The 26,656-nt window shown below is 64.5% G+C and carries 27 protein-coding genes, 2 tRNA genes and 1 riboswitch; of the genes, 23 read left to right on the plus strand and 6 right to left on the minus strand.

Annotation, left to right across the window (positions count from 1 at the left end):
• Positions 1 to 4: 4 nt before the first annotated feature.
• Positions 5 to 166, plus strand: coding sequence for a DUF1328 domain-containing protein (locus BMZ79_RS12510; protein ID WP_090640995.1), 162 nt, complete (start codon positions 5 to 7; stop codon positions 164 to 166).
• 658 nt (positions 167 to 824) lie between these two features.
• On the opposite strand, the gene BMZ79_RS12515 is transcribed toward BMZ79_RS12510, so the two are convergent.
• On the minus strand, positions 825 to 1,715 hold the full coding sequence (locus BMZ79_RS12515; RefSeq protein ID WP_090640612.1) for an AraC family transcriptional regulator: 891 nt from the start codon (positions 1,713 to 1,715) through the stop codon (positions 825 to 827).
• A 190-nt stretch (positions 1,716 to 1,905) separates the two neighbouring features.
• Between BMZ79_RS12515 and BMZ79_RS12520 the strand changes: the two genes are divergently transcribed.
• The 5 genes from BMZ79_RS12520 (at position 1,906) to BMZ79_RS12540 (ending at position 7,986) form a co-directional block, all read left to right on the plus strand.
• Complete coding sequence (locus BMZ79_RS12520) at positions 1,906 to 3,078, plus strand: galactokinase (protein WP_090640613.1); 1,173 nt, start codon at positions 1,906 to 1,908, stop codon at positions 3,076 to 3,078.
• Between the two features lie 129 nt (positions 3,079 to 3,207).
• Entirely contained in the window at positions 3,208 to 4,197 is a 990-nt protein-coding gene (gene galE, locus BMZ79_RS12525; protein ID WP_090640616.1) for a UDP-glucose 4-epimerase GalE, read from the plus strand.
• A 39-nt stretch (positions 4,198 to 4,236) separates the two neighbouring features.
• Positions 4,237 to 5,820 carry a UDP-glucose--hexose-1-phosphate uridylyltransferase gene (locus tag BMZ79_RS12530; protein WP_090640618.1) on the plus strand — a complete coding sequence of 528 codons (1,584 nt, stop codon included), beginning with the start codon at positions 4,237 to 4,239 and terminating at the stop codon, positions 5,818 to 5,820.
• Positions 5,821 to 5,987: 167 nt separating this feature from the next.
• The gene (locus BMZ79_RS12535; protein ID WP_090640619.1) at positions 5,988 to 7,349 is read left to right on the plus strand and encodes a UDP-glucose dehydrogenase family protein; all 1,362 of its coding nucleotides are present in this window, start codon (positions 5,988 to 5,990) and stop codon (positions 7,347 to 7,349) included.
• Between the two features lie 175 nt (positions 7,350 to 7,524).
• Positions 7,525 to 7,986 carry a hypothetical protein gene (locus tag BMZ79_RS12540; protein WP_090640620.1) on the plus strand — a complete coding sequence of 154 codons (462 nt, stop codon included), beginning with the start codon at positions 7,525 to 7,527 and terminating at the stop codon, positions 7,984 to 7,986.
• 136 nt (positions 7,987 to 8,122) lie between these two features.
• Here BMZ79_RS12540 and BMZ79_RS35100 read toward each other — a convergent pair whose 3' ends face one another.
• Complete coding sequence (locus BMZ79_RS35100; protein ID WP_256252704.1) at positions 8,123 to 8,353, minus strand: DUF1128 domain-containing protein; 231 nt, start codon at positions 8,351 to 8,353, stop codon at positions 8,123 to 8,125.
• A gap of 157 nt (positions 8,354 to 8,510) precedes the next feature.
• On the opposite strand from BMZ79_RS35100, the gene yyaC reads away from it, so the two are divergent.
• The 10 genes from yyaC to BMZ79_RS12595 all read left to right on the plus strand — a co-directional run bounded on the left by yyaC (position 8,511) and on the right by BMZ79_RS12595 (position 19,555).
• Entirely contained in the window at positions 8,511 to 9,116 is a 606-nt protein-coding gene (yyaC, locus tag BMZ79_RS12550; protein WP_256252705.1) for a spore protease YyaC, read from the plus strand.
• Positions 9,117 to 9,164: 48 nt separating this feature from the next.
• Positions 9,165 to 10,004, plus strand: coding sequence for an alpha/beta fold hydrolase (locus BMZ79_RS12555; RefSeq protein WP_090640625.1), 840 nt, complete (start codon positions 9,165 to 9,167; stop codon positions 10,002 to 10,004).
• Positions 10,005 to 10,152: 148 nt separating this feature from the next.
• Positions 10,153 to 10,809, plus strand: a complete 657-nt coding sequence (locus tag BMZ79_RS12560; RefSeq protein WP_090640626.1) for a DUF6483 family protein — start codon at positions 10,153 to 10,155, stop codon at positions 10,807 to 10,809.
• 32 nt (positions 10,810 to 10,841) lie between these two features.
• Complete coding sequence (locus BMZ79_RS12565) at positions 10,842 to 12,050, plus strand: class I SAM-dependent methyltransferase (RefSeq protein WP_090640627.1); 1,209 nt, start codon at positions 10,842 to 10,844, stop codon at positions 12,048 to 12,050.
• A 134-nt stretch (positions 12,051 to 12,184) separates the two neighbouring features.
• Positions 12,185 to 13,840: a histidine kinase N-terminal 7TM domain-containing diguanylate cyclase gene (locus tag BMZ79_RS12570; RefSeq protein WP_090640628.1), complete on the plus strand. Its 1,656-nt coding sequence runs from the start codon at positions 12,185 to 12,187 to the stop codon at positions 13,838 to 13,840.
• A 20-nt stretch (positions 13,841 to 13,860) separates the two neighbouring features.
• Positions 13,861 to 14,547 (plus strand): GGDEF domain-containing protein, encoded by a 687-nt coding sequence (locus tag BMZ79_RS12575; RefSeq protein WP_090640630.1) that lies wholly within the window; start codon positions 13,861 to 13,863, stop codon positions 14,545 to 14,547.
• Positions 14,548 to 14,581: 34 nt separating this feature from the next.
• Entirely contained in the window at positions 14,582 to 15,664 is a 1,083-nt protein-coding gene (locus tag BMZ79_RS12580) for an HD-GYP domain-containing protein (RefSeq protein WP_090640631.1), read from the plus strand.
• 46 nt (positions 15,665 to 15,710) lie between these two features.
• Positions 15,711 to 15,803: riboswitch (cyclic di-GMP riboswitch) on the plus strand.
• Between the two features lie 98 nt (positions 15,804 to 15,901).
• On the plus strand, positions 15,902 to 16,612 hold the full coding sequence (locus BMZ79_RS12585; protein ID WP_177222126.1) for a PilZ domain-containing protein: 711 nt from the start codon (positions 15,902 to 15,904) through the stop codon (positions 16,610 to 16,612).
• A gap of 118 nt (positions 16,613 to 16,730) precedes the next feature.
• The gene (locus tag BMZ79_RS12590; RefSeq protein WP_090640635.1) at positions 16,731 to 18,962 is read left to right on the plus strand and encodes an O-antigen ligase family protein; all 2,232 of its coding nucleotides are present in this window, start codon (positions 16,731 to 16,733) and stop codon (positions 18,960 to 18,962) included.
• 236 nt (positions 18,963 to 19,198) lie between these two features.
• Complete coding sequence (locus BMZ79_RS12595) at positions 19,199 to 19,555, plus strand: hypothetical protein (RefSeq protein ID WP_090640636.1); 357 nt, start codon at positions 19,199 to 19,201, stop codon at positions 19,553 to 19,555.
• Positions 19,556 to 19,648: 93 nt separating this feature from the next.
• On the opposite strand, the gene BMZ79_RS12600 is transcribed toward BMZ79_RS12595, so the two are convergent.
• Together BMZ79_RS12600 and BMZ79_RS12605 are read right to left on the minus strand one after the other, a co-directional pair.
• Positions 19,649 to 19,966: a dehydrogenase gene (locus BMZ79_RS12600; protein WP_090640638.1), complete on the minus strand. Its 318-nt coding sequence runs from the start codon at positions 19,964 to 19,966 to the stop codon at positions 19,649 to 19,651.
• Between the two features lie 326 nt (positions 19,967 to 20,292).
• Positions 20,293 to 20,739, minus strand: coding sequence for a cupredoxin domain-containing protein (locus BMZ79_RS12605; RefSeq protein ID WP_090640640.1), 447 nt, complete (start codon positions 20,737 to 20,739; stop codon positions 20,293 to 20,295).
• 185 nt (positions 20,740 to 20,924) lie between these two features.
• Between BMZ79_RS12605 and BMZ79_RS12615 the strand changes: the two genes are divergently transcribed.
• From BMZ79_RS12615 to BMZ79_RS12630, 4 genes are all read left to right on the plus strand, one after another.
• Entirely contained in the window at positions 20,925 to 21,527 is a 603-nt protein-coding gene (locus BMZ79_RS12615) for an undecaprenyl phosphate transporter UptA (RefSeq protein ID WP_090640644.1), read from the plus strand.
• Positions 21,528 to 21,624: 97 nt separating this feature from the next.
• Complete coding sequence (locus BMZ79_RS12620; protein WP_090640645.1) at positions 21,625 to 22,191, plus strand: thioredoxin family protein; 567 nt, start codon at positions 21,625 to 21,627, stop codon at positions 22,189 to 22,191.
• 1 nt (position 22,192) lies between these two features.
• Positions 22,193 to 22,825 (plus strand): MBL fold metallo-hydrolase, encoded by a 633-nt coding sequence (locus tag BMZ79_RS12625; RefSeq protein ID WP_090640647.1) that lies wholly within the window; start codon positions 22,193 to 22,195, stop codon positions 22,823 to 22,825.
• Positions 22,826 to 22,871: 46 nt separating this feature from the next.
• Entirely contained in the window at positions 22,872 to 25,133 is a 2,262-nt protein-coding gene (locus tag BMZ79_RS12630; protein ID WP_090640649.1) for a Tex family protein, read from the plus strand.
• A 130-nt stretch (positions 25,134 to 25,263) separates the two neighbouring features.
• Here the strand turns inward: BMZ79_RS12630 and cmpA are convergent, their stop codons facing one another.
• Both cmpA and BMZ79_RS12640 read right to left on the minus strand, forming a co-directional pair.
• The gene (cmpA, locus tag BMZ79_RS12635) at positions 25,264 to 25,398 is read right to left on the minus strand and encodes a cortex morphogenetic protein CmpA (RefSeq protein ID WP_090640650.1); all 135 of its coding nucleotides are present in this window, start codon (positions 25,396 to 25,398) and stop codon (positions 25,264 to 25,266) included.
• Between the two features lie 113 nt (positions 25,399 to 25,511).
• Positions 25,512 to 25,865, minus strand: a complete 354-nt coding sequence (locus BMZ79_RS12640; RefSeq protein ID WP_090640652.1) for a hydrolase/acyltransferase — start codon at positions 25,863 to 25,865, stop codon at positions 25,512 to 25,514.
• Positions 25,866 to 25,966: 101 nt separating this feature from the next.
• Here BMZ79_RS12640 and BMZ79_RS12645 point away from each other — a divergent pair, with 101 nt between their 5' ends.
• From BMZ79_RS12645 to BMZ79_RS12655, 3 genes are all read left to right on the plus strand, one after another.
• The gene (locus tag BMZ79_RS12645) at positions 25,967 to 26,446 is read left to right on the plus strand and encodes a SprT family protein (RefSeq protein WP_090640653.1); all 480 of its coding nucleotides are present in this window, start codon (positions 25,967 to 25,969) and stop codon (positions 26,444 to 26,446) included.
• Positions 26,447 to 26,474: 28 nt separating this feature from the next.
• Positions 26,475 to 26,550 (plus strand) — tRNA-Asn (locus BMZ79_RS12650).
• A gap of 8 nt (positions 26,551 to 26,558) precedes the next feature.
• A tRNA-Ser gene (locus BMZ79_RS12655) sits at positions 26,559 to 26,649 on the plus strand.
• The last annotated feature ends 7 nt before the right edge of the window (positions 26,650 to 26,656 follow it).

Genomic DNA, 26,656 nt, shown 5'->3' on the forward strand with positions numbered 1-26,656 from the left:
GGTTATGTTAGGGTACGCGGTATTGTTTTTGATTGTTGCGCTGGTGGCGGGGGTGCTGGGGTTCTTCACGTTGGCTTCGGCCGCCGCGGGCATCGCGAAAATTCTGTTCGTCGTATTCCTCGTCCTGTTCATCCTGTCGTTCTTCTTCGGCAGAAGACGCGCCTAGCCGGACGGCCTGATGAACGAAAGGCGAACGGCAGACCGCGCATGAGTTCGGCTCGGCGTTCGATCGCGGCTTAGCCCGATGACGGCTTTGCGATCGCGACGCCGGCGCGCGCATCGTGCGGCGGTCAGCAGGACAAGCATGAGCGTAGGAAGTCCACGCACGGCAAGAAGCCTCCACATCCGCTTGAATAGTGGACGTGGAGGCTTTTTAGCTTGTTGATGTAGAAAAACCGGAGGTGCCCGAAGCTTCCCTAGGGATCGAGCGAACCTGCCTCGTATTAGATGAAGGGGGCCGGTTCGCCTTCATTCCCCGAAATGCCATGCAATCCAACCAAGGCAGGTAGTCGAAGCATCTTCATCTTCCGAAATGCCCTGCGTTCCGGCCAAAGTAGGTTACTGGAACACCTTCACGTCCCGAATTCCCCTGCGTTCCAACCCATATAGGTAACCGGATCACCCTCATCCCCCGAAACGCCGCGCCTTCAAACCGATGTAGGTAACTGAATCCCCTTCACGCCTTGTAACGTTGTGCATCCCGCATATGTAGGCTGCCGAACCGCCTTCATCCCCCGAAACGCCCTGTTTTTAACGCATCAAGGCTCCCAGCTCGCCCTTCACGCTCCGGCCCGCCAGCGGCCCCCTCCGCCGACCGCGCCGATTCACGCCTTCCCGCCAGTTCGGCTCTCCTTCTCCCGCAGCGACTTCATCGCGTCCCGGTACGCGGTCGGCGACTGGCCGTAGAACCGGCGGAACTGCTTGGAGAAATAGAGCGGGTCCTGGAAGCCGACCGACGCCGCGATCTGCTCGACCGTCAGCTCCAGCCGTTCGCGCAGCAGGAGATGCGCCTTGTCGATGCGCAGCTTGAGCAGGAAGGTAACGGGCGTGACGCCGGTCTGCCGCTTGAATTGGCGCGAGAGATAGGCGCGGTTGTAGCCGAGCGTGTCCGCCATGTTTTCGATCGTGATCGGCTCGGCGTACTGGGTGGACAAGTACCGGAGCACCTGCCGGGTGAGCGCCTCGCCCTCGCCGCCGCGCGGCTGCGCGCCCGTTTCGCCGTCCGTCAGCGCGGAAGCGTACTCGGCGAACAGCAGCTGCAGATAGCCGGCGGACCGCAGACGGGCGGCCGAAGCGCCCTGCCGGAAGGCCTGCATCGTCTGATGGTACAGCACGCCGATCCGGCGGTTCCGTCCCGCGTCGGCGACGGGAGCGGGCAGGCCGAGGCCGGCTTCCGCGACGAGCGCGGCCGCCTGGCGGCCTTCGAAGGCGAGCCAGCGGTAGCGCCACGGATCCGTTTCGCTCGATTCGTAGCTGATCAGCGTGTCCGGATGGATCAGAAAGGAATGGCCGGCCCGCAGCTCGTGCCGCCGCCCGGCGCACGTGAAAGAACCCGAGCCGGAGAGGACATGATGAATCAAGTAGAAGTCGTACACCTTGGGCCCGACCGAATGGCCCGGCTTCGTCTGGCTTTCGCCGGCGAACAAGACATATAAATCACCATGCGGATTGGGGTCGGGATTGGACAGCACCTTATAGGTTGCGCGCAGCTCCATCTTCAGGAAACTCCTTTGTTTACAATTCGTCCATCTGTCTCTCATTGTACCATAGGCGATGGCGCGACTTCGATGCGGGGTCACAAAATTCCATCCTATCCTCACATCGTACCATTTCGCTCCGCGCGCCCTTCGGCTATACTGATTCTAGAATCAGACCCCAACATTCGACGGAAAGCGGTGCGGCATAATGGCGAACCTGCAAGAACTGACCCAACGATTTTTGAACGTATACGGCGAATCCTCCGAATCCATCGCGATTTTCCACGCCCCGGGCCGCGTCAACCTGATCGGCGAACATACGGACTACAACGGCGGCTACGTGTTTCCGGCGGCGCTGACGTTCGGGACGACGATGCTGGTCCGCAAGCGCGGCGACATGCGGCTCGGCCTCGCGTCCACCAACTTCGAGGAGCATAAGCATCTGCCGATCGCGCCGATCGTCTACGACGAAGCGGACGACTGGATGAATTATCCGAAAGGCATCGTGCACGAGCTCGAGAGCCGCGGCGTCGTCTTCGGCAGCGGCTACGACCTGCTGTTCCACGGCGAGATTCCGAACGGCGCGGGCCTCTCGTCCTCCGCCTCCATCGAAGTCGTGACGGCCTACGGGCTCTTGACGATGGAAGGCCGCGAGACGGACACGGTCCAAATCGCGCTGCTCGCGCAAAAGTCCGAGAACGCGTTCAACGGCGTGCAGTGCGGCATCATGGACCAGTTCGCGGTAGCCAACGGCAAGAAGGACCACGCGATCCTGCTCATGTGCGATACGCTCGAGTACGACCTCGTGCCGTTCAACTCCGGCGATTACCGCCTCGTGATCGGCAACACCAATAAGCGCCGCGGCTTGGTCGATTCCAAATACAACGAGCGCCGCAGCCAATGCGAGCAGGCGGTCGGGGACCTGAAGGCGGCCTTCCCGGACCTGACGCTGCTCGGCCAGCTGACGCTCGGGCAGTTCAACGCGAACAAGCACCTGATCAAGGACGACGTCGTGCGCGCCCGCGCCGAGCACGTCGTCGAGGAGATCGACCGCGTGCTGCAATCCATGAAGGTGCTGAAGGCCAACGATCTGGCGGCGTTCGGCCGATTGATGAACGCGTCGCACGACTCGCTGCGCGACCTCTACGAGGTGACGGGCGCCGAGCTCGACGCGATGGTGGCCGCGGCGCGCACGGTGGACGGCGTCCTGGGCTCCCGCATGACGGGCGCGGGCTTCGGCGGCTGCACGGTGTCGCTGGTGCGCAAGGACGGCATCGAGACGTTCAAGGCGGAAGTAGGCCGCAAGTACACGGAAGCGACGGGCTTGGTCGCGGACTTCTACGAGTGCTCGATCGGGAACGGCGTCGAACGCCTCGCCTAAGCAATACGGCAAGGCACGGCGGAGGTTCGCCGGCAAGCCCGGTCAGGGAGCAGGGTTTTCCGAAGAAGCATGGTTATCGCACGATCGCACGACAATACGGATTGGAAATCGAGAAGGGAGAGGAAACATATGGCGGTATTGGTAACGGGAGGCGCGGGCTACATCGGCTCGCATGCGGTGGCGGCGCTCCTCGAGCGCGGAGAGGACATCGTCGTCGCGGATAATTTGCAGCAGGGTCACCGGAACGCTGTGCTCGGGGGCAAGCTGTACGTCGGCGATCTGCGCGACGGCGATTTCCTGGATACGGTGTTCGGGGAGAACGACATCGACGCGGTCATTCATTTCGCGGCGAACTCGCTGGTCGGCGAGAGCATGAAGGATCCGGCCAAATATTACCACAACAACGTATACGGCACGCTCTGCCTGCTGGAGAAAATGAACGCGCACGGCGTGAAGCGGATCGTCTTCTCGTCCACGGCGGCGACCTACGGCGAACCGGAAAACATCCCGATCCGCGAGGACGACCGCACGCTGCCGACGAACACGTACGGCGAAACGAAGCTCGCGATGGAGAAAATGATGAAATGGTTCGACGTCGCGCACGGCGTCAAATACGTCTCGCTCCGCTACTTCAACGCCGCGGGCGCCCACGCGGGCGGACGGATCGGCGAGGACCATCACCCCGAGACGCATCTCGTGCCGCTCGTCCTGCAGGCGGCGCTCGGCCAGCGTCCGCATATCGCCGTCTTCGGCGAAGACTATCCGACGGAGGACGGCACCTGCATCCGCGACTACATCCACGTGAGCGACCTGGCGGACGCGCACGTGCTGGCCGTCGACCGGCTGCGCCAAGGCGGCGACAGCGCCGTCTATAACCTCGGCAACGGCACCGGCTTCTCGGTCAAGCAGGTCATCGACATCGCCCGCCAAGTGACGGGGCGCGACATTCCGGCCGTCGTCGAAGCGCGCCGCGCCGGCGATCCGGCGGTGCTGGTCGCCTCGTCCGAGCGCGCCCGCCAAGAGCTGGGCTGGAACCCGACGCGCAACAAGCTGGAAGACATCATCGGCAGCGCGTGGGCCTGGCACCAGGCGAACCCGAACGGCTACGGCGACCGCTAAGGCCCGCGAACGAACGCGCGGCGAGAAGGAGACTAGAACATGACGGAACAACAACGAACCGGCGCGAACGACGCGCTGCTGCTGATTGAGCGGCTCGTGCGATTCGCGGCCCGGCGCGGCATGATCGAACCGCCGCTGGATGCGATCGCGTCCCGCAACGCTTTGCTCGACCTGTTCGGCTTCGCGGAAGCCTACGACGGAGAAGTGCCGGAGGAGCAGCTGGACAGCCCGGCCCCGCTGCTGGAGCCGCTGCTCGACTACGGCGCCTCCATCGGCCTTATCCCGGACGATACGACGACGTTCCGCGATCTGCTGGACGCGCGCGTCATGGGGATGCTCATGCCGCGTCCGTCCGAGACGGCCGCGCGGTTCCGCCGCACGGCGGAGCGCGACGGCATCGAGCGGGCGACGGACGACTTCTACCGGCTCAGCATCGATTCCAATTACATCCGGATGGACCGCATCGCGAATAACCAATATTGGGAGCAGCCGACCGCGTACGGCAAGCTGGAGATCACGATCAACCTCTCCAAGCCGGAGAAGGATCCGCGGGAAATCGCGCTGCTGAAAACGGTGGCGCCGAGCAATTATCCCAAATGCCTGCTCTGCGCGGACAACGTCGGCTACGCCGGGCGCGCGGACCATCCCGCGCGGCAGAACCTGCGCGTCGTGCCGCTTGAGCTGCAGGGCGAGGCATGGTACTTCCAGTATTCGCCGTACGTGTATTACAACGAGCACAGCATCGTGTTTCATAGCAAGCACGTGCCGATGCGCATCTCGCACGCGACGTTCGCGCGGCTGCTCGACTTCACGGACGCGTTCCCGCATTACTTCATCGGCTCGAACGCGGACCTGCCGATCGTCGGCGGCTCGATCCTGAACCACGACCATTTCCAGGCGGGACGCCACGTGTTCCCGATGGAGACCGCCAAGGCGGAGCGGCTGTTCGTCCGCCCGGAAGACGACGGGCTGACCTACGGCATCGTGGCGTGGCCGATGAGCGTCGTTCGGATCGGCGGCGCGGACAAGGCGAAGGTGCGCGAAGCGGCGAACGCCATCTTGGATGCTTGGCGCGCTTACGGCGATCCGGAAGCCGGCGTGTACGCGTTCACGGAGAAGGACGGCGAGCAAGTGCCGCACAACACGATCACGCCGATCGCCCGCGTCCGCAAGGGCGGCGGCTGCGAGCTCGACCTGGTGCTGCGGAACAACCGCACGAGCGAGGAGCATCCGGACGGCATTTTCCATCCGCACGCGAACCTGCACCACATCAAGAAAGAGAACATCGGCCTCATCGAGGTCATGGGCCTCGCCGTCCTGCCGGGCCGGCTCAAGACCGAGCTCGAGGGGATCGCGGGCTTGCTGACCGGCGAGGCGGCGTACGACGCGGCGTCGCTGCAAGGCGGACCGCTCGCGAAGCACGCGGACTGGATCGCCGCGATGATCGAAGCGCACGGCACGAGGCTGTCGGCGGAGCGGGCGCAGGACGTGCTGCGGGACGAAGTCGGCCGCAAGTTCCTCGACGTGCTGAAGGACGCCGGCGTGTATAAACGGACGCCGGAAGGACAGGAGGCGTTCGCCCGGTTCCTGCGTTCGCTCGGCCTCGTCGAGCGGGAAGCGTAAGGCGATAGACGGCCGAAACGGAGGCCGGGCAAGACGAGAAGGCTGTTCGCGCCCCCGGGCCGAACGGCCTTTTTCGCCGCCGGCGCAAGCCTTAATGCTGACATAATAATCGTTTGTTATGCTGGCGGGGTAACAGATCACGCATACTGCGGGCGGGAGTGGGACGAATGAGAATAACGGTAGTCGGAACGGGATACGTAGGGCTGGTATCGGGCACGTGCTTCGCGGAGCTGGGACATGACGTCGTCTGCGTCGATAAGGACCAAGCGAAAATCGCCCTCCTGACGGGCGGGGACATTCCGATCCACGAACCGGGGCTTCGGGAGCTCGTCGAGCGGAACGCGGAAGCGGGCAGGCTGGGCTTTACCACGGATCTGGGGGCGGCCGTCGAGCGGGCGGAAGCCGTCATCCTCGCCGTCGGCACGCCGTCGCTGCCGAACGGAGAAGCGGACCTGACGCATCTCGAGGGCGCCGTCCGGGAGATCGCCTCCGCCATGAACGCGTACAAGCTGATCATGACCAAAAGCACCGTGCCGGTCGGCACGAACGCGCGGCTGCGCGCGCTGCTCGCGTCGCTGACCGGCCGGCCGTTCGATATCGTGTCGGTACCGGAATTTCTCCGCGAAGGCTCCGCGGTGAAGGACACGTTCCATCCGGACCGGATCGTCGTCGGGGCGGACCGGGAGGAGGCCGGAGCGGCCGCCGCGGCGCTGCACCGGCCGCTGACCGACCGGATTTTCGTGACGGACGTCCGCAGCGCGGAGATGATCAAGTATGCTTCGAACGCCTTTCTGGCGACCAAGATATCGTTCATCAACGAAATCGCGAACATCTGCGAGAAGGTCGGCGCGGACGTCGAGCAGGTCGCGGCGGGGATGGGGCTGGACAACCGGATCGGCTCGTCGTTCCTGAAGGCGGGCATCGGCTACGGCGGCTCCTGCTTCCCGAAGGATGCGCGGGCGCTCATCCAGATCGCCGGCAACGTCGATTACGAGTTCAAGCTGCTCAAGTCCGTCGTCGACGTCAACCGCGACCAGCGGTTCGGCGTCGTCCGCAAGCTGCGGCGCCTGTACGGCGATCTGGCGGGGCGGACGATCGCGGTGTGGGGGCTGGCGTTCAAGCCGAATACGGACGACGTCCGGGAGTCGCCCGCCGTCGACATCGTCGCCGCGCTGCTCGACCTCGGAGCGCACGTCCGCGCGTGCGATCCGATCGCGCTGCCGAACTTCCGGAGCCGCCATGACCACGAACGGATCGCGTGGTGCGGCGACGCGCTGGAGGCCGCCCAAGGGGCGGACGCCGTCTGCCTGCTGACGGAGTGGCCCGAATTCGCGGCGGTCGACCTCGGCCGCTTGCGGCAGGCGATGCGGCAGCCGGTGCTGATCGACGGGCGCAACCAGTTCGACGCGGAGCGGCTCGAGGGCGCCGGCTTCGCGTACAGCTCGATCGGTCGCCCGGCATTGAACCGGGAAGAGGGCGAAGCGGCCGAGCCGGCGGACGCGCAGCCGAACCGAAACCATATCGCGTAAACGACGAATACAGCCTTGAACTCATCGCGCTTCAGGCTGTATTTGTTTAAATATTGATAATTTCACGCGAATATGACAAAATAACTGGAATATTTTTATAAAATGAAAAGGAAAAACGGAGGTTACGGCGAAACTATGAACGAAGCGTAATTTCCAGATTCGGAGGGACAATCTGATGCCGCAGCCGATATTACCGATTGACGAATTTCTCGCGCTGGAGACCGACGAGCAGGTGGAGAAATTAAAGCAGTGGAAAATGGACTACACGCTCAAGGATATCCGCGAAGCGTGGGGCTTCAAGCATTCCGCGCAATATTACATGCTGCTCAAGAAGCTTCGCATATACGAGCGCGTCGTCAACAAGTCCGATAAATTTTCGCCGGAGCAGCTGCTCGCTTCCCGCGGCGGCGCCGACGCCTATGCCGGTGCGCCTTACTCGGCTGCGGGGCGGACGTCGCCGGAGGACCAGTTCGGCTACGAGCTGAACGTGACGCTGACGGGACCGGAGCTCGCGGAGAAGCTGGAACGGCTGGCGTATTTCCTTAAGGGCGAGCACAAGACGGTATCCGTCAAGCTGTCGATTTCGGCGTCGGGCGCGTTCGCGCAGCAAGAAGAGGAACACGAAGAAGAGCGGTAAGCCGGGGACGAGCCGGCGATTCGCTGGCAGTATTAGACAAATAGTGGAAACGAAACAACCCGGACGCAGCGCGCGTCCGGGTTGTTTCGTTGTCAGTTTACGCCGATAATTGTAAATTAATGTAATTCCTATCGGATCAATCGCTGCCGCGCAGCTGGCCGAGCTCCGAGACGATCGCTTCGACCTCGCTGATGCTGAATTTGTCTTTGGACGCGACGATGTCGTACACGTCCCGCAGATCCTCGTATTTGGCCAGGCTGAAATTCGACGCCTGCATGGCGGCTCCGGAAGCCATGCGCAGCTTGTTCTTGATCGCTTCGATCATGAAGGCGATGTTGTCCTCGTTCGGTTCTGCCAAGTTTCGCACCTTTAATCTCCTCCCGTTGTCTACGTGACTGCTCGTATTGTAGCATGCCTGCCGTATGGCCGCTACACCCGGACCGCGCCTCGCCGCGGGCGCATTTGAAGCCGCATGGCGATTTCGGTACAATGGGGACAGCCGTAACGAGGGGGAAATCGAGATTATGGGAAACCGGGCCAAAGCCCGCAGGGCGCGGCTGGACGATCCGGTGCCGCGGGAGCGCGTCGGCATCGAAGGCGCGGCCGCGCTCTTGCGCAGGGCGGCCGCCGCGGAGCCGGACCGCGGCCGGGTCGCGTTCCTGTGCATCGGCACGGACCGCTCGACGGGCGACGCGTTCGGGCCGCTCGTCGGGACGCTGCTGGCCGAGGCCGGCTGGGCCAACGTCGTCGGGACGCTGGAGCACCCGTGCGACGCCGACATGTACGACGCGATGCGCGCGGCGATTCCGGAGGGCATGCTCACGATCGCGATCGACGCGTGCCTGGGTATAAAAGAAGAGGAGCCCGGCTACGTCGTCGGCGAAGGCCCGCTGTTCCCGGGTCATGCGGTCGGCAAGCGGCTCGCGCCCGCGGGACATTACAGCATCGCCGGCATCGTCGGGCCGAAGAGCCCGAAGCCGTACTGGACGATCCAGCATGCCTCGCTGCGCGAGGTGCTGGAGCTGGCCCGCGCGCTGGCGGATGCCGTTCAGGCGGCATGGGGGCAGCCCGCGCCGCCGGGTTCCGGGCCGCAAACGGCCATTACGCCATACACGGCCATTACGCCATAAACGACCATCGGCGCCTAAGGCGGCCGAATACGAAGGGATGAGAGACGCATGACAACGAATCCACGCTCGATCGCAAACCGGACGTTCGCGACGCCGGACGGCCATACGATCGCTTATTACGATTCGCAGGAAGCCGGCACGGGCAGCGACGGCCGGGTCGTCGTCCTGCTGCACGGCTTTTGCGGCAGCTCGGCTTACTGGGAGCGGACGCTGCCGCTGCTGCGGGGCGCGGGCCGCATCATCGCGCCCGATCTTCGCGGCCACGGCCGCAGCTCGGCGCCGGAAGCGGACGCGTACGCGATGGAGGATTTCGCGGAGGACCTTTCGCGGCTGCTGGCGCATTTGAATGCCGGGCCCGTCGCGCTGTTCGGCCATTCCTTGGGCGGCTACGCCGCGCTCGCCTTCGCGGAGCGGCATCCCGGGAAGCTCGCGGCGTTCGGGCTCGTGCATTCCACGGCGAAGCCCGACGGCGAGGAAGCGAAAGCGAACCGCGACAAAGCGGCGCGGGCGCTGCGGACGGACGGGATCGGACCGTTCGTCGAGGGCTTGGTGCCGAAGCTGTTCGCGCCGGCGCACAGGGAATCGATGGCCGATGACGTGCGGCGCATGATCGACGTCGGCCAATGCACCAGCGCGGCGGGGGCGGCCGCGACCGCGCTCGGCATGAAGGCGCGCCCCGACCGGACGGGCGTGCTGGACGGCCTCGAGGCGCCGCGGCTGCTGGTCGCGGGCTCGGAGGACGGCGTCGTGCCGCCGGCCAATACGTTCACGGCGGACGGTCCCGGGGTGACGCAGGCGCTGCTGGAAGGCTGCGGCCACATGAGCATGGTCGAGGCGCCGGAACGGCTGGCCGCGGAGCTGCTCGGGTTTTTGAACGATAAGCAATAAAGGGAAGCGGCACGGCCGCAATTCATGGATGACGTCGCCAATCCGCGGAGCGATGCGCGCCGCCCTGCCGCAAGGCAAGTGCCGGCCGTTTCGCTCCGGGCATGCTTAGAGCTTTTGACCGGCGCTGCCGGAAGGGGAGGAGAACCGAATGTTCCAGCGGGATTTCTTTATGCGGATGATCCAGCAGATGGGCGAGGCCGCCGGCGTCATCATGGGCCTGCGCCAGCAGCGCAAGCACGAGGAGGCACTGCTCGTCATCGACGATTTGCTCGACCGGCAGTTCCGGATGAACGGCAAGCTGATCAGGCAGCTGTCCGACGCCGATCTCGTCCGGATGATGACCACGAACGGCGTCGTCGAGACGGCGAACTTAAGCGGCGTGGCGCTGTTGATGAAGGAAGAGGCGGCGATCCTGAGCGAGCTCGGGCGGACCGATCAAGCGTATCCGATCGAGCTCAAGGCGTTCCACCTGTTCATGCGGCTCGCGCTGCTGGACGCGCCGGCGATGCTGCGGACGCCGTCGGAAGAGGCGGAGGAGCTGGCCGGCCGGCTCGGCGAATACGAGCTGCCCGGCGCCACGAAGCTGCTCATGCTGGAATGGTACGAGGGCGACCGGCGCTACGACGAGGCCGAGAACATGCTGCACGAGCTGCTGGAGGACGGCGCGCTGACCCGCGCGGAAGCGGTCGATTTCTACAGCCGGCTGCTGCTGCTGCCGGACGAGTCGCTGGAGGCGGGGGGACTGCCGCGCGACGAGGTGCTGGACGGGCTGGGACGGATCAAGCAAGACACTGAGAAGGTTTAGTCAGATACGGTTTAGGAGCTGAAGAACGGACTATGGATAGCAACGAGCAGTGGCGGCGCGACCTGGAGGGCTGGGTGGCGGAAGGGCGGATGGGCGGCGCGACGTTCAGCCAGCTTCGCCGGAAGGACGGCGGCATCCCGGCCAAGACGGTGATTCGCCCCGTCGAGCTGAAAGGCGCGCTGCATTATCAATTTCAATATTACGCCGACAACAAAGTCACGCACGAGAACGTGCCGCAGGCGGAAGCGGCCGGGCGCATGGCGGATTGGCTGGAGGCTCATTACCGGCAGGCGCTGATCCGGACGGACGAAGCCGACGTGCAGGTGCTGTTCTCCAAGAAGGGCAAGGCGGCGGTGCTCCGCAAGCCGTCCTCGCAGCCGCAGGCGAAGCGGGAAGAACCGCTTTCGCACAACCGGCAGAAGCAGCGGGTGGTGCGGGAAGGGGAAGCCGCGCCGTTCCTGGTCGAGCTCGGCATCATGACGAAGGACGGCCAGGTCGTCGCGAAGAAGCAGGACAAGTTCCGCCAGATCAACCGGTTTCTCGAGATGGTCGAGGACGTCCTCCCGCATCTGCCGGCCGACCGGGAGATCACGATCGTCGATTTCGGGTGCGGCAAATCGTACTTGACGTTCGCGCTCTACCATCTGCTCGCCGTGAAGCGGGGACGCCGCATTTCCGTCGTCGGGCTGGACCTGAAGGCGGACGTGATCGCCTTCTGCTCGCGGCTCGCCGAGAGGCTCGGCTACGACCGGCTGCGGTTCCAGGTCGGGGACATCGCCGATTACAAGGATCGGTCCGAGGTGGATATGGTCGTGACGCTGCACGCCTGCGACACCGCGACGGACGCCGCGCTCGCCAAGGCGGTGGAGTGGGGCGCCTCCGTCGTGCTGTCCGTTCCGTGCTGCCAGCACGAGTTGTTCCGCCAGGTCGCGAACGAGACGATGAAGCCGCTGCTGTCCCACGGCCTGCTGAAGGAGCGGTTCTCCGCGCTCGCCACGGACGCGATCCGCGCGCAGCTGCTCGAAGTGCTCGGCTACCGCACGCAGCTGCTGGAGTTCATCGACCCCGAGCATACGCCGAAAAACATGCTGATCCGCGCCGTCAAGACCGGCGCCAACCGCGCGGACGCCGCCGCCAAATGGCAGGAATACGCAGCGTTCCGCAATATGCTGCAGGTCTCGCCTTATCTGGAGCGGGCGCTCGAGGACAAGCTTCGCCTCGCCGCCGGCGATGTCAAATAAGGTGACAACTTTTATTGTCGGATATCCGGGCATTGTGATAGAATGGAAAAGTGTATACGAAAAATCGTCCCAGGCCTTTTGTCATGGCATATTAAATAGTGATTTGGGTGGAGCTCATGGGACTAACGGCAGGTATGGATCTTGGCTTGCTCTTAGGTTTGTTCGCTATCTTCGTCTATGTGTTCGTCAAGAACGTCATCACTACGCAATATAAGGTTTATCTGCTCTTCCACGTCTTCATGATGCTTTGGCCCATCGGTCAGATCGGCGTCCACTCGACAGATCGCCCGCACCTTCAGATTATCTTCATCACGCTCTCTTTTGTCGGATTCACGATGCTCGGCTTCGGCTGGCTGCTGTTCGCGAAATTTTTGGTGAACGGCGCCTACTACAGGCCGGGCCGAAACGTCGTTCTGCTCACGTTGGCGCCTTCGCTGCTGCTGTCCGCGGCCATGATCTGGAACCCGGATAATCTGTTCGTTGCGCCGGTCGGCGGCGGGTACGCCGAGCGGGTGTACGGGCCCGTCTTTTGGGCCGTGATCGTGCAATTGGTCGGTTATTTTCTTTATGCGATCGGGATTCTCCGGAAAGCGTACCGCTCCGGGGACGCCCGGTCCGGCGGGCCGCGGGTCGGCAACGCGCTGATCGGCCTCGTCATTCTGGTGGCCCTGCCGACGCTGGACCTCATCGTCAACGTCGCGCTGGACCCGTGGCTTCCGGTCGTTCCCGGCATGACGTCGCTCAGCATTCTGCTGTCGGACATCTACTTTCTGTTCTCGCTGCAGAAGCACCGTTCCTTCGATCTCGTGAAGGTGGCGAAGCAGGACGTCATCGACACGCTGTCCGTCGGCATCGTCGTGCTGGACGAGCAAGACGTCGTCATCGAGATGAACCGGAACGTCAACCGCAGCCTGAACATCGCGCGGGGCAAGCGGCTCGACATGGAAGCGCTTTTGGCGGCCCATTCCTTGGCGGGCGGCGTCGACGAAGCGTTCCTGAACGGCTTCCGCGCGCACGCGGGCGACCGCATACATACCGAGATTTCCATCGGCGCCGGGAACGGGCCGAGGCAGTACATGGCGATGCACGCCGCGCGCGTCCGGGCGGGCGCGAGCTTGCGGGGGAGAGTCATCACCCTCCAGGATATTACGGAGCTGAAGTCGCTCGTCATGAAGTCGCAGGAACACAACCATTCATTGCAGGAGCGCAACCGCGCGCTGATCTACATGCAGGACGAGCTGTTCCAGGCGAACCGGAAGCTGGAGCAGATGGCCGTCACGGACAGCTTGACCGGCTGCTTCAACCGCAGGTTCATGATGCAGCAGCTCGAGCACGAAGTCCTGACCAACCTTCGTTACCGCATCCCGTTCGCCGTGTTTCTGTTCGACATCGATCTGTTCAAGCTCGTCAACGATACCTACGGCCACGTCGTGGGCGACGAGGTCATCCGGCGAACGGCCGAAGCGGTCCGCGGCACCCTGCGGCGGACCGACATCCTGGCGCGGTACGGCGGCGAAGAATTCGCGGTCTACCTGCCCCACACGAACAAGGAGCAGGCCGAGATGCTGGCGCAGCGCGTCCGCGAAGTGGTGGAGTCGAACGAGATTCCGACGGGCCGCGGCCGCGCGCCGATCTCGGTGACGATCAGCATGGGCGTCCACGTCGTGGAAGAGCAGACGCATCTGCAGGTCGACGACGTGAAGACGTATTTGAAAGAGTTGTTTTCGAAAATCGACACGGCACTTTACAGGGCAAAGGACAACGGGCGAAACCGGGTCGTCAATCACTGAGTCGAAAGGGGATCGGCGGGATGGCGAAGAACGGGCAGGTTGTCGGGGTTGCCGCGGCATTGGGCATGACGGCGGCGTCCGCGGGTTTATGTTATATGGCGTCGCAAGGACGCGCGCTGCTCCCCGTCGAAGCCGGACTCGGCGCGTTCGCGGCCGTCGTCCTGCCCGCCGGCTGGCTGCTCGGCCGCTGCTACGACCGGCTGAAGACGGACGCGACGGTCGACGCCTTGACGGGCGTCTACAACCGGAGGTTCATCGAAACGACGTTCCGGAAGCTGCAGCGCCAGGCGTCCCGCAAGCGGAAACGGATGGCGGTCATGCTGCTCGACGTCAACGATTTCAAGGACGTGAACGACCGGTTCGGCCATCAGCAGGGGGATTCGGCGCTCGCCCTCATCGCGGAGACGCTGCGCCTCTGCGCCGAACGCGGCGAGTTCGTGGCCCGGTGGGGCGGAGACGAATTCATTCTGATCTGCCCTTACGCGGACGACAAGGCGATCGAACGGATCACGAAACGGATCCACGACCAGCTGCTCGCCCTATCCCGCAAGATCGGGCTCCGCTTGTCGGTCTCGACGGGCTGCTCCGTTTTCCCGGATCACGGGAAGGACCTCGGCCAGCTGACGCTCGGCGCCGACAAGAAGATGTACGCGGACAAACACGCAAGCAAAACGCAAGAAGCCGAACCGGCAGCGCTGCAGGCATGAACGGCCAGCGCGCGATAAAGGCGGGAGAACATCTATGAGAAAAATGCACATTACCTCCGTTGCTCCGGGAGAACGGCTTGCCCGCCCGATTTTGCAGGAAAACGGAAACGTGCTGCTCGGCGCCGGCGTGGAGCTGAACCAGCGTTTCATCGACAGATTGATGGGGCTCGGCATCGATATCTTATTTATCGACGATCCGTTGACGGAAGGCTTGGAGCCGAGCGCCGCCATTCAGGACGACACGCGGAAACGGGCAACGGAATCGATATTCAAAACGATGACCTCGATCATGGATCAGCCGGTCATCAAAGGCCGCACGATCGCGCCGGAGCTCGGGCGGACGTTCCGCAAAGTATTCGGCGACATCGTGCAGGATCTCGTCGGCCGCGAGGAAGTGATGGTCAGCCTGACCAACATTCACGTCGCCGACAGCTATCTCTTCCATCATTCGCTCAACGTCGCGATTCTCGCAGGTATTATGGGCCTCGCAAAAGGGTATAATCGAAATCAATTGGAAGAACTCGGCATGGGCGCGCTGCTCTTCGACATCGGCATGACGCGGATCCCGAAGGAGCTGCTGAAGAAGACGGGGCCGTACGCGCCGGCCGAACGGCTGCAGATGCAGAAGCATACGGAGGAAGGATTCAACCTGATCCGGGCGCAGCACGACATCTCGCTGCTGTCGGCGCACTGCGCGTTCCAGCATCATGAACGGTACGACGGCTCCGGCTATCCCCGCAAGCTGAAGCGGGACGAGATTCACGAATACGCGCAGATCGTCGCCATCGCCGACGTCTACGACGCGCTGACCTCCGCGCGGCCGCACCGGAAACGGTTCACGCCGACCGAAGCGATCGAATTTTTGTTCGCCGCGGGGAATACGTATTTCGACTTGGAATTGATCCAGATTTTCTGCAGGCATATATCCATCTATCCCGTCGCGACGACGGTCCAGCTCAATACGGGCCAGATCGCGGTCGTGGCCGTGAACAACCCGCTCGCGGTGCACCGGCCGGTCGTGCGGATCATCCGCGAAGCCGACGGATCGTCGCCGCCGGCCGCCTACCAGATCGACCTGAAGGACGAGCACGGCCTCATGATCGTCAAGGAAGTCTAGGACGATGAGCACCGCCGATTGTCATTCGAATTCACAACTTCATAGACATCGATACTAGCAAACTTGCCGAAAGGCAAGGACGCAAAGCCAAAGGGTCTAAGGTTCGCGAACGCGGACGATTGACAGCCTGGCTGCCGAAATGTACCCCCGGTCGACGCCGGGGAACAGGAAGCGGCTCCGTTGTGAAGGATGCGCTTTTTTTCATTATGGGGGAGGAAAAGGAGAATGGCAGGAGGCATGAAGGCAAAAATCCAGGACGTATACGGCAGCGGCGATCGCGGGAAGTTTTCGCTGAAGGCGCTGCTGCACAGCCGCACGGTCGTCGAGAAGGACGGCTACGTGTCTACCGGCGTCCTCACGCACGCCGAAGGCGACATGATGGAAATCGAGCTGACGGAATTCCGGAACTTCGAACTCGGCGATCCCGTCAACCTGACCGTCTACTCGCCGGTCGGCATCCATCGGCTGCGGTCGTCCGTGATCGCGAAGGCGAACGGAGCGCTTGCCGTCCTCTTCCCGGAACGCGCGCTCGCCGGCTTGGAAGAACGGCGCGAATCGCCCCGCGTCGACGTCGCGGTGCAGGGCAAGCTGAAGCATCGGCAGACGGAGACGGTAACGGGCAAGAACGACGAGCGGCACACGTTCGAGATCGAAGAGGAATTCGAGCTCGTCACGCGCAACATGAGCGATTCCGGCATCGGCTTCAAGCTGCTGTTCGGCGGGCCGAAGCTGGACGTCGGCGACGTCTTCGACGTCACGCTGGCGCTCGAGACGCAATTTCCGTGCAGGCTGGAAATCATCCGCAAGGACGACACCGGCCAGCGGGAGGGCTACGGCGCGCGGTTCGTGGACTTGAGCGAGCAGCAGCGACGCGGGGTGCGGGCATTCCTGATCCGGGAGCAGGTCGGGACGTATTTCCGGTTGAAGCAGCAGAAGCTGAGCCGGTGAACGATGGCTCGCACGATATCATCGCAGGGGAAGACGTTGACCGGGAAGCCGGCGGCGTCTTCCTTTTTTGAACGATCGGGTAAGCAGAAGTAAGCCGGTTGGCAGAGAAGGGGACGGCATGCGAACAATTTGGCTCGGCATCGGCTCGCTCGCCGCCGCGGCGGCGCTGGCGGGGGCGGCATTCCGGTACGGCATGTATTTCGATGAACGGTTTTACCGTTGGGAATGGCCGCTTTGCCTAGGCGGCGCCGCGGTCGCGGCTGGCTGCGCGATCCGGACGCGAATCGCCGGGGGGCGCGGCGAATGGTTCGTTGGGGCGCCCGCCGCGCTAGGGCTCCTGCTCCTTGCGCTGCTTTACGCGCTGGCGCTCCTTCGCGAGCCGGCGTCCGTGCTCGGCACGCTGCAGCAGGCGCTGCGGTATGCCGCGTACGCGGCGTTCGCGCTGCTCCTTCACGCGGCGTTCGGCGCGCGGGAACGGCGCGCTTGGCTGGAAGCCGCCTTGCAAGCCTCGGGTCTCGCCGTGGCCGGCTACGCCTTGGCGGGCTGGCTCGGGTTCGCGTCGTTCCCGTCCATGATCCTGACGACGGCGGACGCCCGCGTGTCCGCCGTCGGCGCGCGGTTGGCGGGCTCCGTGCAGTATCCCAACTTCCTGGGCACGATCGCCGCCGCGTACGGGATCTGGAGCGTGCTGCAGCTCGCGCGCGCCGGTTCGGAAAGCCGGTTCGGCCTGTACGCCGCCGGCGCCATGCCGTACCTGCTTGCCGGGCTGCTGACCGAGTCGCGCGGAGCTTGGCTGGCCGCCGCCGCCGCGTGGGCCGCCGGCTGCGCGCTGCTCAAGGGCAGAGAGCGTGCCGCCTGGCTCCTGTACGGCGGCTGGACGGCGCTGTGCGGCGCGGCGGCGTACCGCGCCGTCGTCGCCGCCGGCCTGCGGGGCGCGGCGGACGGGAGCGGCGGCGGCGCCAGCGCGCCGGAGACGGCGCTGCTCCTGCTGCTGTGCGCGGCGTCGCCGGCGGGCTTGTACGCGCTGCGCCGGCTCGTTCGGCGCGGCGGGGAGCGGCGGCTCGGACGGCTCGCGTGGCCGGGGCTGGCGGTTCTTGCGGCGGCGTCGGCCGCGCTGCTGCCGCCCGCGATCCACGGACGGATCGCGGGAGGCGGTACCGGCGGCGGCACGGCGGGCGCGCGGGCGCTGTTTTATCGCGACGCGTGGACGCTGATCCGCGAGGCGCCGCTGCTCGGACGGGGCGGCGACGCCTGGCGGAGCCTGTTCCGGCGCGTGCAGTCGCAGCCGTACGTGGGCAGCGAGGTGCACAGCGGGTACGCGGAGCTCGCGCTGGATCTCGGCGCCGCCGGCCTGCTGGCGGGCGCCGCCGCGCTGGCGCTGCTGCTGCGCCCCGTCTGGCGCGGCGACCGGGCGGGGCTGCTGCCGATCGGCGTGCTGCTCGCGCACGCCTTGATCGACTTCGACATGTCCTTCGGGTATTACTGGCTGTTGCTGGGCGGCTGGAGCGTATATTACGCGAGCGGCGGAGAGCGGCGGACGCGGCTGCCCGGCTTAGAACGCGGGCGCGGGAGCGGCCTTGCGGCGGCGTTCGCAGGGGCCGTTGCCGGGGGCGCGGCGCATGCGGCGACGGCCGGCGGGGAGCCGGCGCCGGAAGCGCGGCGGGCGTCCGGCGGCCGGCCGCTGCCGGCGTCGGCCGCGCGCGAGAGCCGCTCGGCGGCGCGGCGGCTGCGGCTCGCGCGCCGCGCGCGGGCCGCGGTGCTCGCCGCGGCCTGCGCCTGCTTCGCCGCCGCCGCCGCGCTCGGCTGGCGCTTCGACGCGGCCGTGCGCCACCGCGAGGCGGCCGCGGCCGTCTCCGGCGCCGCGCGCGCGGCCGCGCTCCGCGCGGCGCTCGAGGCGAATCCGTATTGGACCCGGATTCGCCTCGAGCTGGCGCCGCTGGCGCCGCCGCGGGAACGGGCGGCGCTGCTCGCGGCCGGCCTGCGCCGGGAGCCGCAGTCCGTGCCGCTGCTGTGGGCGCTCGGCCGGCTGTCGGCCGAGCGCGGGGACGTCCGCGGCGCGGCGGCGTTCATGCGCCGCGCCTTGGCGCTCGACCGCTTCGATCGCGGCAAGCAGACGGAAGCGGTCGTGACGATGGCGCGGCTCGCGCGGGCGAAGCGGTCCGCGGCGCGCTTCGCGGAAGCGCGGCTGGCGGCCGGCGCCGCCGAAGCGTTCTACGCGGGCTTCGAAGCGCTCGACCGGCGCTACGCCGCCAACGGGCGCCGCTTCGCGGTGACGCCCGACGCCGCGGCCGCCGCGGAGCAGAGCCGCCTGCTGACGGCCCGGCTCGCCCCGGACGCCGCCGCCGACTGAGGCGGCGCGCGTAACCCGCGCGGCGGATGCCGGCGGCGCATACCCGCACAAGCACGAACAAGGCCAACCGGCCCGGCCCGGTTGGCCTTTTCCTATTCTTGCGCCGTCGACACCGCCGGCATCGCGCCCTCGCAAGCACCTCCTCCGAGAACGGGCCTTTGCACCGCGAGGATTGTCCACTCCCCGCGCCGGCTCGCCGCATATAGTGAAGCAACTCACCACGAGGAGTGATGAAAATGGCGTCCAAACGCGTCAAACCGCAGCCGTACGTGACCGGCTCCGGCAAAATGGTGCGCCGCGAGGTGCCGAGCAGGCCCATCCGGCAGACGGGCCCGATCTTCGACCGGCTGACGGTCGTCTGGGTGCAGTTCAACGGCGTGCCCTTCGATACGACGGGCTTCTTCGCCCAGCTCGTCCGCAACGGCCGCGTCGTGTCCACGGCCTCGTTCGACCGCTTCGGCGTCGTGCGGTTCAACAACATCCCGACGCTGACGAACGTGTCGTACACGATCCGCACGTTCGACCGGAACGGCTTCCTGTTCCGCTCCCGCTTCATTCCGGCGCGCGTCGAAACGTTCGCGATCATCGGCTGACTTTATGCGCGATCCTCATTCCCGACAACGGCAGCGCGGCTCTTCCGAAGCAGAAGGGCCGCGCTGCCGTTCCATGTCCGCGGCGGCCGGCGGTCATCCCCCGAACGCTTCCCGGAACGCCCGGCACAGCTTGTCGCGCTCCACGCCCCACAGCTCGGCGATGTCGGCGCTGACGTTCTCGTCCCACCAGTCGGAGAGCAGTCTGCGGTTGCTGGCATTCTCATGGATGAACTGGTAATTCAAAAACACCTTCTGCACGTAGAGCTTCTCGGCCAGCTCCATTTTGTCCTTCGGAATGTAAGCGCCGAGCCGCTTGACGGCGCGGTACAGTTCGTTTTCGCAGGCCCGCTTGATTTTGCGCGCGCTGGGGAAGACGGTCTCGTGCTTCTTGGCGGGACCGGATGGCTTCATCGTCACCGACTCCTCTCTACCCCTATATATGCGCCCGGCGGGCGATGCGTCACCGGTCGTCCGGGCCTGCGGGGGCCGTGCCTTTCGATGCGGACGAAGAAGGGAGCCTTCACGCCATCCGCCGCCGTACGCGGCATGCCATGCCGCCGGCAACGGCAAGAAGACCGGCCGCATCCGCGGCCGGTCTTCGCGTTCTTCCATTACGTTTGCCGGGAGATTCGGAGCCAGGCTCGGGCCCAGCCAATACCGCGAAGCGAACGGGGCGTTTGCCTAAGCCTTGCCTTGACCGCGACGCCCTAAGCCCTGCGCCGCTTCTCGACCTCGCCTCACAGCACCGTGATGTACCCCACCATCGGCCCGCCGTTCGCGAGCGACGTATGCGTCAAGCACTCGATGGCGAACGTGCCGCGCTGCTCCGCCGTGAAACGCACCACCGTCGTCTGCCCCTTGTTCACTTCGCCCTTCACGCCGAGCTCGTGAATGACGAACGGATGGGACGCGCCGTTGACGCCGGTAATCCGAAGCTCCACGGCTTCGCCTTTATGCACGACGATGGAGGCCGGATCCCAGCGGTACACCTCCAGCTCCTTGCCGTCCTTCGTGGTCGTCTTGAATTCGCCGGTCACGAGTTCGAATGCGCGCGTCTCCCGCGGGGCGGACATGGCGTCGCGCGACGCCGTCCACTTCAGGCAGACGGCCGCGAACGCGATCGCGAGCAGCAGCAGGCAGACGAGCCGAAGCTGTTTTTTGCTGACGACGAACATCTTGGGCATGCCGCGTCTCCTTTCCGTTATCGGTCTGCTTGTCTTACTGCCAGTCTATGACCGGACTTGGCCCGCGATGCCTGCGGTGGAAGGCATGTCCGCAAATATGCTAGAATACCGTAAGAGAGAGACGAAATCATCCATGTACGGCATAAGCGGCACGAGCAGAGAAAACGACGGACGGGAGATGGAGCATGCTTCATGATTTGATTAACACCTTGTTGGATTGGATTGAAAGTCTCGGGTACTTCGGCATTTTGATCGGACTGATGATCGAGGTGATTCCGAGCGAAATCGTGCTGGGCTACGCGGGCTACCTGGTGTCGCAGCATTCGATTTCCTTCTTGGGCGCGTTCCTGTTCGGCCTCGCGGGCGCCGTCGCGCAGCAGTGGATTCTGTACGCGATCGGGTATTACGCCGGCCGCCCGTTCTTCGAGAAGTACGGGAAGTATATCAAAATCAAACCGAAGCATCTCGACCTGGCCGAGCAGTGGTTCCAGCGGTACGGGGACGGCATCGTGTTCACGGCCCGGTTCGTGCCGGTCATGCGGCAGGTCATCTCGGTGCCGGCGGGCATCGCGCGCATGTCGTTTTGGCGGTTTACGATGCTGACCGGCATCGCCTCCGTTCCGTGGGTGCTTCTGTTCGTCTATTTGGGCCGTTCGCTCGGCGATAATTGGCAGAACATCGACGAGAAGGCGGCGCCTTACGTGCAGCCGGCGATCTTGATCGCCATCGCGCTGCTGATCGTCTACGTCGTGTACAAATTGCTGAAGCGCAGGGGCAAATCGCTCTGAACCGTTTGTGCGGGCCTAACGCGGTTTGATACAATGGAAGCGACAGGCAGATTTGGAATCGAATAAGCCCGAACGGGCGATAGGGAGGCATCCTACGATGGGGAAAAACGTAGCGAACAAGCTGGGCAAAGGCATCAGCCCGCGGCAATTCGTCGACGGCATGACGAAGAACCAGGACGCGTTCAAGGACTGGGGCAGCCGGTTCGAATGGACGAACGAGGAGGATCGCGAATTCTTCGCGTCCCTGAATAACCGCGACGACCTGCGCAGCGTCATCATCGCCGCGGATTGGTGCGGCGACGTCGTGCGCAACATTCCGGTCGTGTTCAAGGCGCTGGAGCTGACGGGCATGCCGGTGGAGGTGCTCATCATGGAAGAGCATCTCGACGCGATCGACCAGTTCCTGACATACGGCGGACGCTCCATCCCCGTCGTGCTGATCGTCGACACCGGCGGCGCCGTGCTCGGCCAATGGGGACCTCGCCCGACCTACATACAAGAGCCGATGGCGGCATTCAAGCAAGCCAATCCGGACCGCGGCGCCGCGGACTACCAGGAGAAGCTGGCGGCAACCCGCCAAGAGATCGGACGCCGCTACGGTGAAGGCACGGCGTATCAGCAATTGATCGTCTCCGAGCTTCGCGAGCTGCTCGCTTCCGTCTAAGATGAACATCGAGACGTTTACGCTCGGCCCGCTGCAGACGAACTGCTACCTGATCACCGAGGAAGCGGGCAAGCGGGCGTTCGTGGTCGATCCCGGCATGGGACCGAAGCGCTTGATCGCGCGCATCCGCGAACGCGGGCTGGAGCTGGAAGCAATCGTGCTGACGCACGCGCATTTCGATCACATGGGCGGCGTCGAAGAGGTGCGCCGGGCGTTCGGCTGCCCGGTCTACCTGCACGACGAGGAAGCCGACTGGCTGGCGGACGCGCGGAAGAACGGTTCGGCCCGCTGGTCGGACGTCACGCCTCCGCTGACGACGGCGCCCGCGGAATACGCGCTGGCGGAGGGGCAGCGGCTGGAGCTGATCGGCCGGACGTTCACGGTGCTGCATACGCCGGGACACTCGCCGGGCAGCGTAAGCCTGCTGTGCGGCGGCCATCTGATCAGCGGCGACGTGCTGTTCAAGCAGTCGGTCGGCCGCACGGACCTGCCGGGCGGCAAGGAGCGCGACTTGTACGATTCCATTCGGACGAAGCTGTACAAGCTGGATCCGGCGGTTCGGGTCTATCCCGGCCACGGGCCGCAAACGACAATCGGATTTGAAATGGCCAACAACCCTTACGTGCCGGCCTAGCGCCGGTACGAAGGGTTCTATTCGTTATTGATGGAGGAATCGCAACGTGGCTGAGACGAAGCAGCGGTTGAAGGATGAAGAGGCGGAAGGCGCCTCGGGCAAAATCGAGCTGACGCCGGAAGAGCGGGCGGCGGAGCAGGCGGCCATCGTCAAGCGGGTGTCGGCGGAGTTGAACCTGCCGCACGGCAAAGTGAAGGCGGCGGTGTCGCTGCTGGACGAGGGCAACACGATCCCGTTCATCGCCCGGTACCGGAAAGAGATGACCGGCGAGCTGGACGAGAACGAGCTGCGTTCCATCGAAGAGAAGCTGCAGTACTTGCGCAACCTGGAGACCCGCAAGCGCGAGGTCGTCCGCCTGATCGACGAGCAGGGCAAGCTGACGGAGGAGCTGCGGGGCGCGATCGTCGCGGCGGCGAAGCTGCAGGAGATCGAGGACCTGTACCGCCCGTACCGGCAGAAGCGCAAGACCCGGGCCAGCGTCGCGCGGGAGAGAGGACTGGAGCCGCTCGCGCAGTGGCTGCTGTCTCAGCCGCGCCAAGGCGAGCCGCTGAAGGAGGCGGCCCGTTACGACGATGCCGGCAAGGGCGTCGTCGCGGCGGAGGACGCGCTGCAGGGCGCCATGGACATCATCGCGGAGCAGCTGGCGGACGACGCCAAGACGCGCGCGTGGGTGCGGCGCTATACGTTCGACCACGGCGTGCTGCGCACGGAGGCGAAGGACGCTTCGCAGGAGACGGTCTACGAGATGTATTACAGCTATCAGGAGCCGCTGAAGAAGCTGCCGCCGCACCGGACGCTCGCGATCAACCGCGGCGAGCGGGAGGACGTGCTGCGCGTCGCGCTGGACGTGCCGGCGGACAAAATCCGCGACTACATGGACCGCCAGCTCGTCCGGGTAGGCACGGCGCCGGAGGTGCGCGCGGCGCTGGTCGCGACGATCGAGGACGCCTACAAACGGCTGATCGCCCCGTCCATCGAGCGCGAAGTGCGCGGCGAGCAGACGGAGAAGGCGGAGGAGCACGCGATCGGCATCTTCTCGGCCAACCTGCGCAATCTGCTGCTGCAGCCGCCGGTGCGCGGCAGCGTCGTGCTCGGCGTCGACCCGGCCTTCCGGACGGGCTGCAAGCTGGCGGTCGTCGACGAGACGGGCAAGCTGCTGGAGGTCGCCGTATCCTATCCGACGCCGCCGAACAACAAGGTGGCGGAAGCGGAGAAGCTGATCAACGGCCTGATCGACCGGTACGGCGTGGGCTTGATCGTCATCGGCAACGGCACGGCGTCGCGGGAGACGGAGCAGTTCATCGCGGGCCTCATCGGGAAGCGGAAGACGGACAAGAAGGCGGGGGCGGGCGACCTCAAGTACATTATCGTCAACGAAGCGGGGGCGAGCGTGTACTCGGCCTCGAAGCTGGCGGCCGAGGAATTTCCGAAGCTGGACGTCGCCGAGCGCAGCGCCGTGTCCATCGCGCGGCGGCTGCAGGATCCGCTGGCCGAGCTCGTGAAGATCGAGCCGAAGGCGATCGGCGTCGGGCAGTACCAGCACGACGTCAGCCAGAAGCGGCTCGAGGAGACGCTCGGCGGCGTCGTGGAGTCGGCGGTCAACCACGTCGGCGTCGACGCCAACACGGCGTCGCCGTCGCTGCTCGCCTACGTGGCGGGCATCAACGCGACCACGGCGAAGAACATCGTGAAGTTCCGCGAAGAAACCGGCGTCTTCACCGACCGCAAGATGCTCCAGAAGGTGCCGCGGCTCGGCGCGAAGACGTACGAGCAGTGCATCGGCTTCATCCGCGTGCCCGAGAGCGCCAATCCGCTCGACCGGACGCCGATTCATCCGGAATCGTATGCCGTCGTGGACAAGCTGTGCGCCGAGCTGGGGCTGAAGCTGGACGGCCTCGGCAGCGAGCCGTTCCGGGCGGCGCTCGCCGCGCTGAAGCCGGACGAGATCGCCGCGCGGATCGGCGTCGGGGCGCCGACGCTGCGCGACATCGTGGACAGCCTGCTGCGTCCCGGCCGCGACCCGCGCGAGGAGCTCCCCGCGCCGATCTTCCATACCGACGTGCTCGGCATCGAGGACTTGACGCCGGGCATGGAGCTGCAGGGCACCGTGCGGAACGTCATCGACTTCGGGGCGTTCGTCGACATCGGCATCAAGAACGACGGGCTCGTCCACATCTCGCAGCTGAGCGGCAAATTCGTCAAGCATCCCCTCGACGTAGTGGCCGTCGGCGATACGGTGACGGTCTGGGTGCTGAACGTCGATCTCAAAAAAGGCCGGGTCGGCTTGACGATGCGCAAGCCGGGCTGACCGGCGCCCGCGGAAGCAGCTGCCGCGGAGCGCCAAAAAAGGGTGTTATCTCCGAGCAGTCGCGGACGTCCGTCACTGCAAAGAGATAGCACCCTTTTCCTTGAACGCCGATTGTCCGCGCGCGCCTCGTTTATAAGCTTGCGGAATCGTCTTCGGGCCGTTGAGTGGTACGATAGAAATACCAGCAGTCGTTCAGCAGCCGGATCTGCCGGCGGTCCTTCTTCAGGAACGCGCGCATCAGTTGGTTGCACAGCCATTGCGGCATCGCCGTCGCCCTCCTTCCAGTCTTCGCTCGTTGTACTAACAGTGTATGGAAGTAGGCGGATGTCCGTGCAAGTCCAGCTGCCGCGCGCGCAACAAAAGTCGGTTTTTCGCGTTTTACTGCTCGTATTCTTCTTCGTACCACTGCTCGAGCTGCGCCTGCAGGGCGCGGATCTCCGTCAGCAGCGAGACGAGAGGGTACGATTTCTCTTCAATGGAGGCGAAGTCGCGTTCCAGCAGATTCAAATAATCCAGGCCGGAGTGGACGGCGATCGACTTGTCGTGCAGCTCGACGTCCGCGCATTCGGCGATCGCGTAGGGCAGCGCCGGCACGTGGCTGGCCGTCAGCTTGTCGATCTCTTTATGGAGGCGAAGATTAAGCGCGCTCAGCTGGTACGCGTGCGACGCGGGCATTTCGACGAACGACACCTCCTGCCCGTGTTTCATGACGATGTATCGCATAATTGCCATAGTGATGAATCTCCTTTCGATAGGATTCCGAGTAAAGCCTCTTGACAGTGTAGCGTATTCGTCCTTTAAAATTCAAGTATAACCGGGTAAGGAGATTGAAGATGCAGGATCAAGTGTTGCAGAAATGGGTAGAGCGGGTGTCGCTGCAATATTTCGGCTTGCCGTTCCGCCATCGCGCTTCCTTTAACGGAAGGCTGAAGTCCACGGGCGGCCGTTACTTCACCAAGACGCACGATATCGAGATCAGTCCGCACCAGCTGCGCAACTTCGGCGAGGAAGAGACGGAGAAGATCATCAAGCACGAGCTGTGCCACTATCACCTGCATTTGCTGAAACGCGGGTACAACCACCGCGACGACGACTTCAAGCAGCTGCTGGCGAAGGTAGGCGGGACGAGGTACTGCAAGGCGCTTCCGGCGGGCGAGAAGCGCAAGGCCGAGCCGTTCCGGTTCAAGCTGCAGTGCCGCAGCTGCGGGATGGAGTATATGCGCAAGCGGAGGACGGATCCGCGGCGTTACGCGTGCGGCAAATGCCGCGGACAGCTGGTGCTTTTTCAGCTTGACTTCGCTTCCAAGACATGATACATTATTGCTTGTCACTAATTGCTATTCCCTGATAGCTCAGTTGGTAGAGCACTCGACTGTTAATCGAGTTGTCACAGGTTCGAGTCCTGTTCGGGGAGCCATTTCTCTTGGAGAAGTACCCAAGTGGCTCAAGGGGACCCTCTGCTAAGGGGTTAGACTGCGTAAGTGGTGCGAGGGTTCGAATCCCTCCTTCTCCGCCATTTTATT

The sequence above is a fragment of the Paenibacillus sp. UNC496MF genome, assembly GCF_900113915.1.
GTDB lineage: Bacteria > Bacillota > Bacilli > Paenibacillales > Paenibacillaceae > Paenibacillus_Z > Paenibacillus_Z artemisiicola.

Bases quoted from the DNA above. Each gene is read 5' to 3' on its own strand.
- BMZ79_RS12510 (WP_090640995.1), top strand. From the start codon at position 5: ATGTTAGGGTACGCGGTATTGTTTTTGATTGTTGCGCTGGTGGCGGGG.
- BMZ79_RS12515 (WP_090640612.1), bottom strand. From the start codon at position 1,715: ATGGAGCTGCGCGCAACCTATAAGGTGCTGTCCAATCCCGACCCCAAT.
- BMZ79_RS12520 (WP_090640613.1), top strand. From the start codon at position 1,906: ATGGCGAACCTGCAAGAACTGACCCAACGATTTTTGAACGTATACGGC.
- galE (WP_090640616.1), top strand. From the start codon at position 3,208: ATGGCGGTATTGGTAACGGGAGGCGCGGGCTACATCGGCTCGCATGCG.
- BMZ79_RS12530 (WP_090640618.1), top strand. From the start codon at position 4,237: ATGACGGAACAACAACGAACCGGCGCGAACGACGCGCTGCTGCTGATT.
- BMZ79_RS12535 (WP_090640619.1), top strand. From the start codon at position 5,988: ATGAGAATAACGGTAGTCGGAACGGGATACGTAGGGCTGGTATCGGGC.
- BMZ79_RS12540 (WP_090640620.1), top strand. From the start codon at position 7,525: ATGCCGCAGCCGATATTACCGATTGACGAATTTCTCGCGCTGGAGACC.
- yyaC (WP_256252705.1), top strand. From the start codon at position 8,511: ATGGGAAACCGGGCCAAAGCCCGCAGGGCGCGGCTGGACGATCCGGTG.
- BMZ79_RS12555 (WP_090640625.1), top strand. From the start codon at position 9,165: ATGACAACGAATCCACGCTCGATCGCAAACCGGACGTTCGCGACGCCG.
- BMZ79_RS12560 (WP_090640626.1), top strand. From the start codon at position 10,153: ATGTTCCAGCGGGATTTCTTTATGCGGATGATCCAGCAGATGGGCGAG.
- BMZ79_RS12565 (WP_090640627.1), top strand. From the start codon at position 10,842: ATGGATAGCAACGAGCAGTGGCGGCGCGACCTGGAGGGCTGGGTGGCG.
- BMZ79_RS12570 (WP_090640628.1), top strand. From the start codon at position 12,185: ATGGATCTTGGCTTGCTCTTAGGTTTGTTCGCTATCTTCGTCTATGTG.
- BMZ79_RS12575 (WP_090640630.1), top strand. From the start codon at position 13,861: ATGGCGAAGAACGGGCAGGTTGTCGGGGTTGCCGCGGCATTGGGCATG.
- BMZ79_RS12580 (WP_090640631.1), top strand. From the start codon at position 14,582: ATGAGAAAAATGCACATTACCTCCGTTGCTCCGGGAGAACGGCTTGCC.
- BMZ79_RS12585 (WP_177222126.1), top strand. From the start codon at position 15,902: ATGAAGGCAAAAATCCAGGACGTATACGGCAGCGGCGATCGCGGGAAG.
- BMZ79_RS12590 (WP_090640635.1), top strand. From the start codon at position 16,731: ATGCGAACAATTTGGCTCGGCATCGGCTCGCTCGCCGCCGCGGCGGCG.
- BMZ79_RS12595 (WP_090640636.1), top strand. From the start codon at position 19,199: ATGGCGTCCAAACGCGTCAAACCGCAGCCGTACGTGACCGGCTCCGGC.
- BMZ79_RS12600 (WP_090640638.1), bottom strand. From the start codon at position 19,966: ATGAAGCCATCCGGTCCCGCCAAGAAGCACGAGACCGTCTTCCCCAGC.
- BMZ79_RS12605 (WP_090640640.1), bottom strand. From the start codon at position 20,739: ATGCCCAAGATGTTCGTCGTCAGCAAAAAACAGCTTCGGCTCGTCTGC.
- BMZ79_RS12615 (WP_090640644.1), top strand. From the start codon at position 20,925: ATGCTTCATGATTTGATTAACACCTTGTTGGATTGGATTGAAAGTCTC.
- BMZ79_RS12620 (WP_090640645.1), top strand. From the start codon at position 21,625: ATGGGGAAAAACGTAGCGAACAAGCTGGGCAAAGGCATCAGCCCGCGG.
- BMZ79_RS12625 (WP_090640647.1), top strand. From the start codon at position 22,193: ATGAACATCGAGACGTTTACGCTCGGCCCGCTGCAGACGAACTGCTAC.
- cmpA (WP_090640650.1), bottom strand. From the start codon at position 25,398: ATGCCGCAATGGCTGTGCAACCAACTGATGCGCGCGTTCCTGAAGAAG.
- BMZ79_RS12640 (WP_090640652.1), bottom strand. From the start codon at position 25,865: ATGGCAATTATGCGATACATCGTCATGAAACACGGGCAGGAGGTGTCG.
- BMZ79_RS12645 (WP_090640653.1), top strand. From the start codon at position 25,967: ATGCAGGATCAAGTGTTGCAGAAATGGGTAGAGCGGGTGTCGCTGCAA.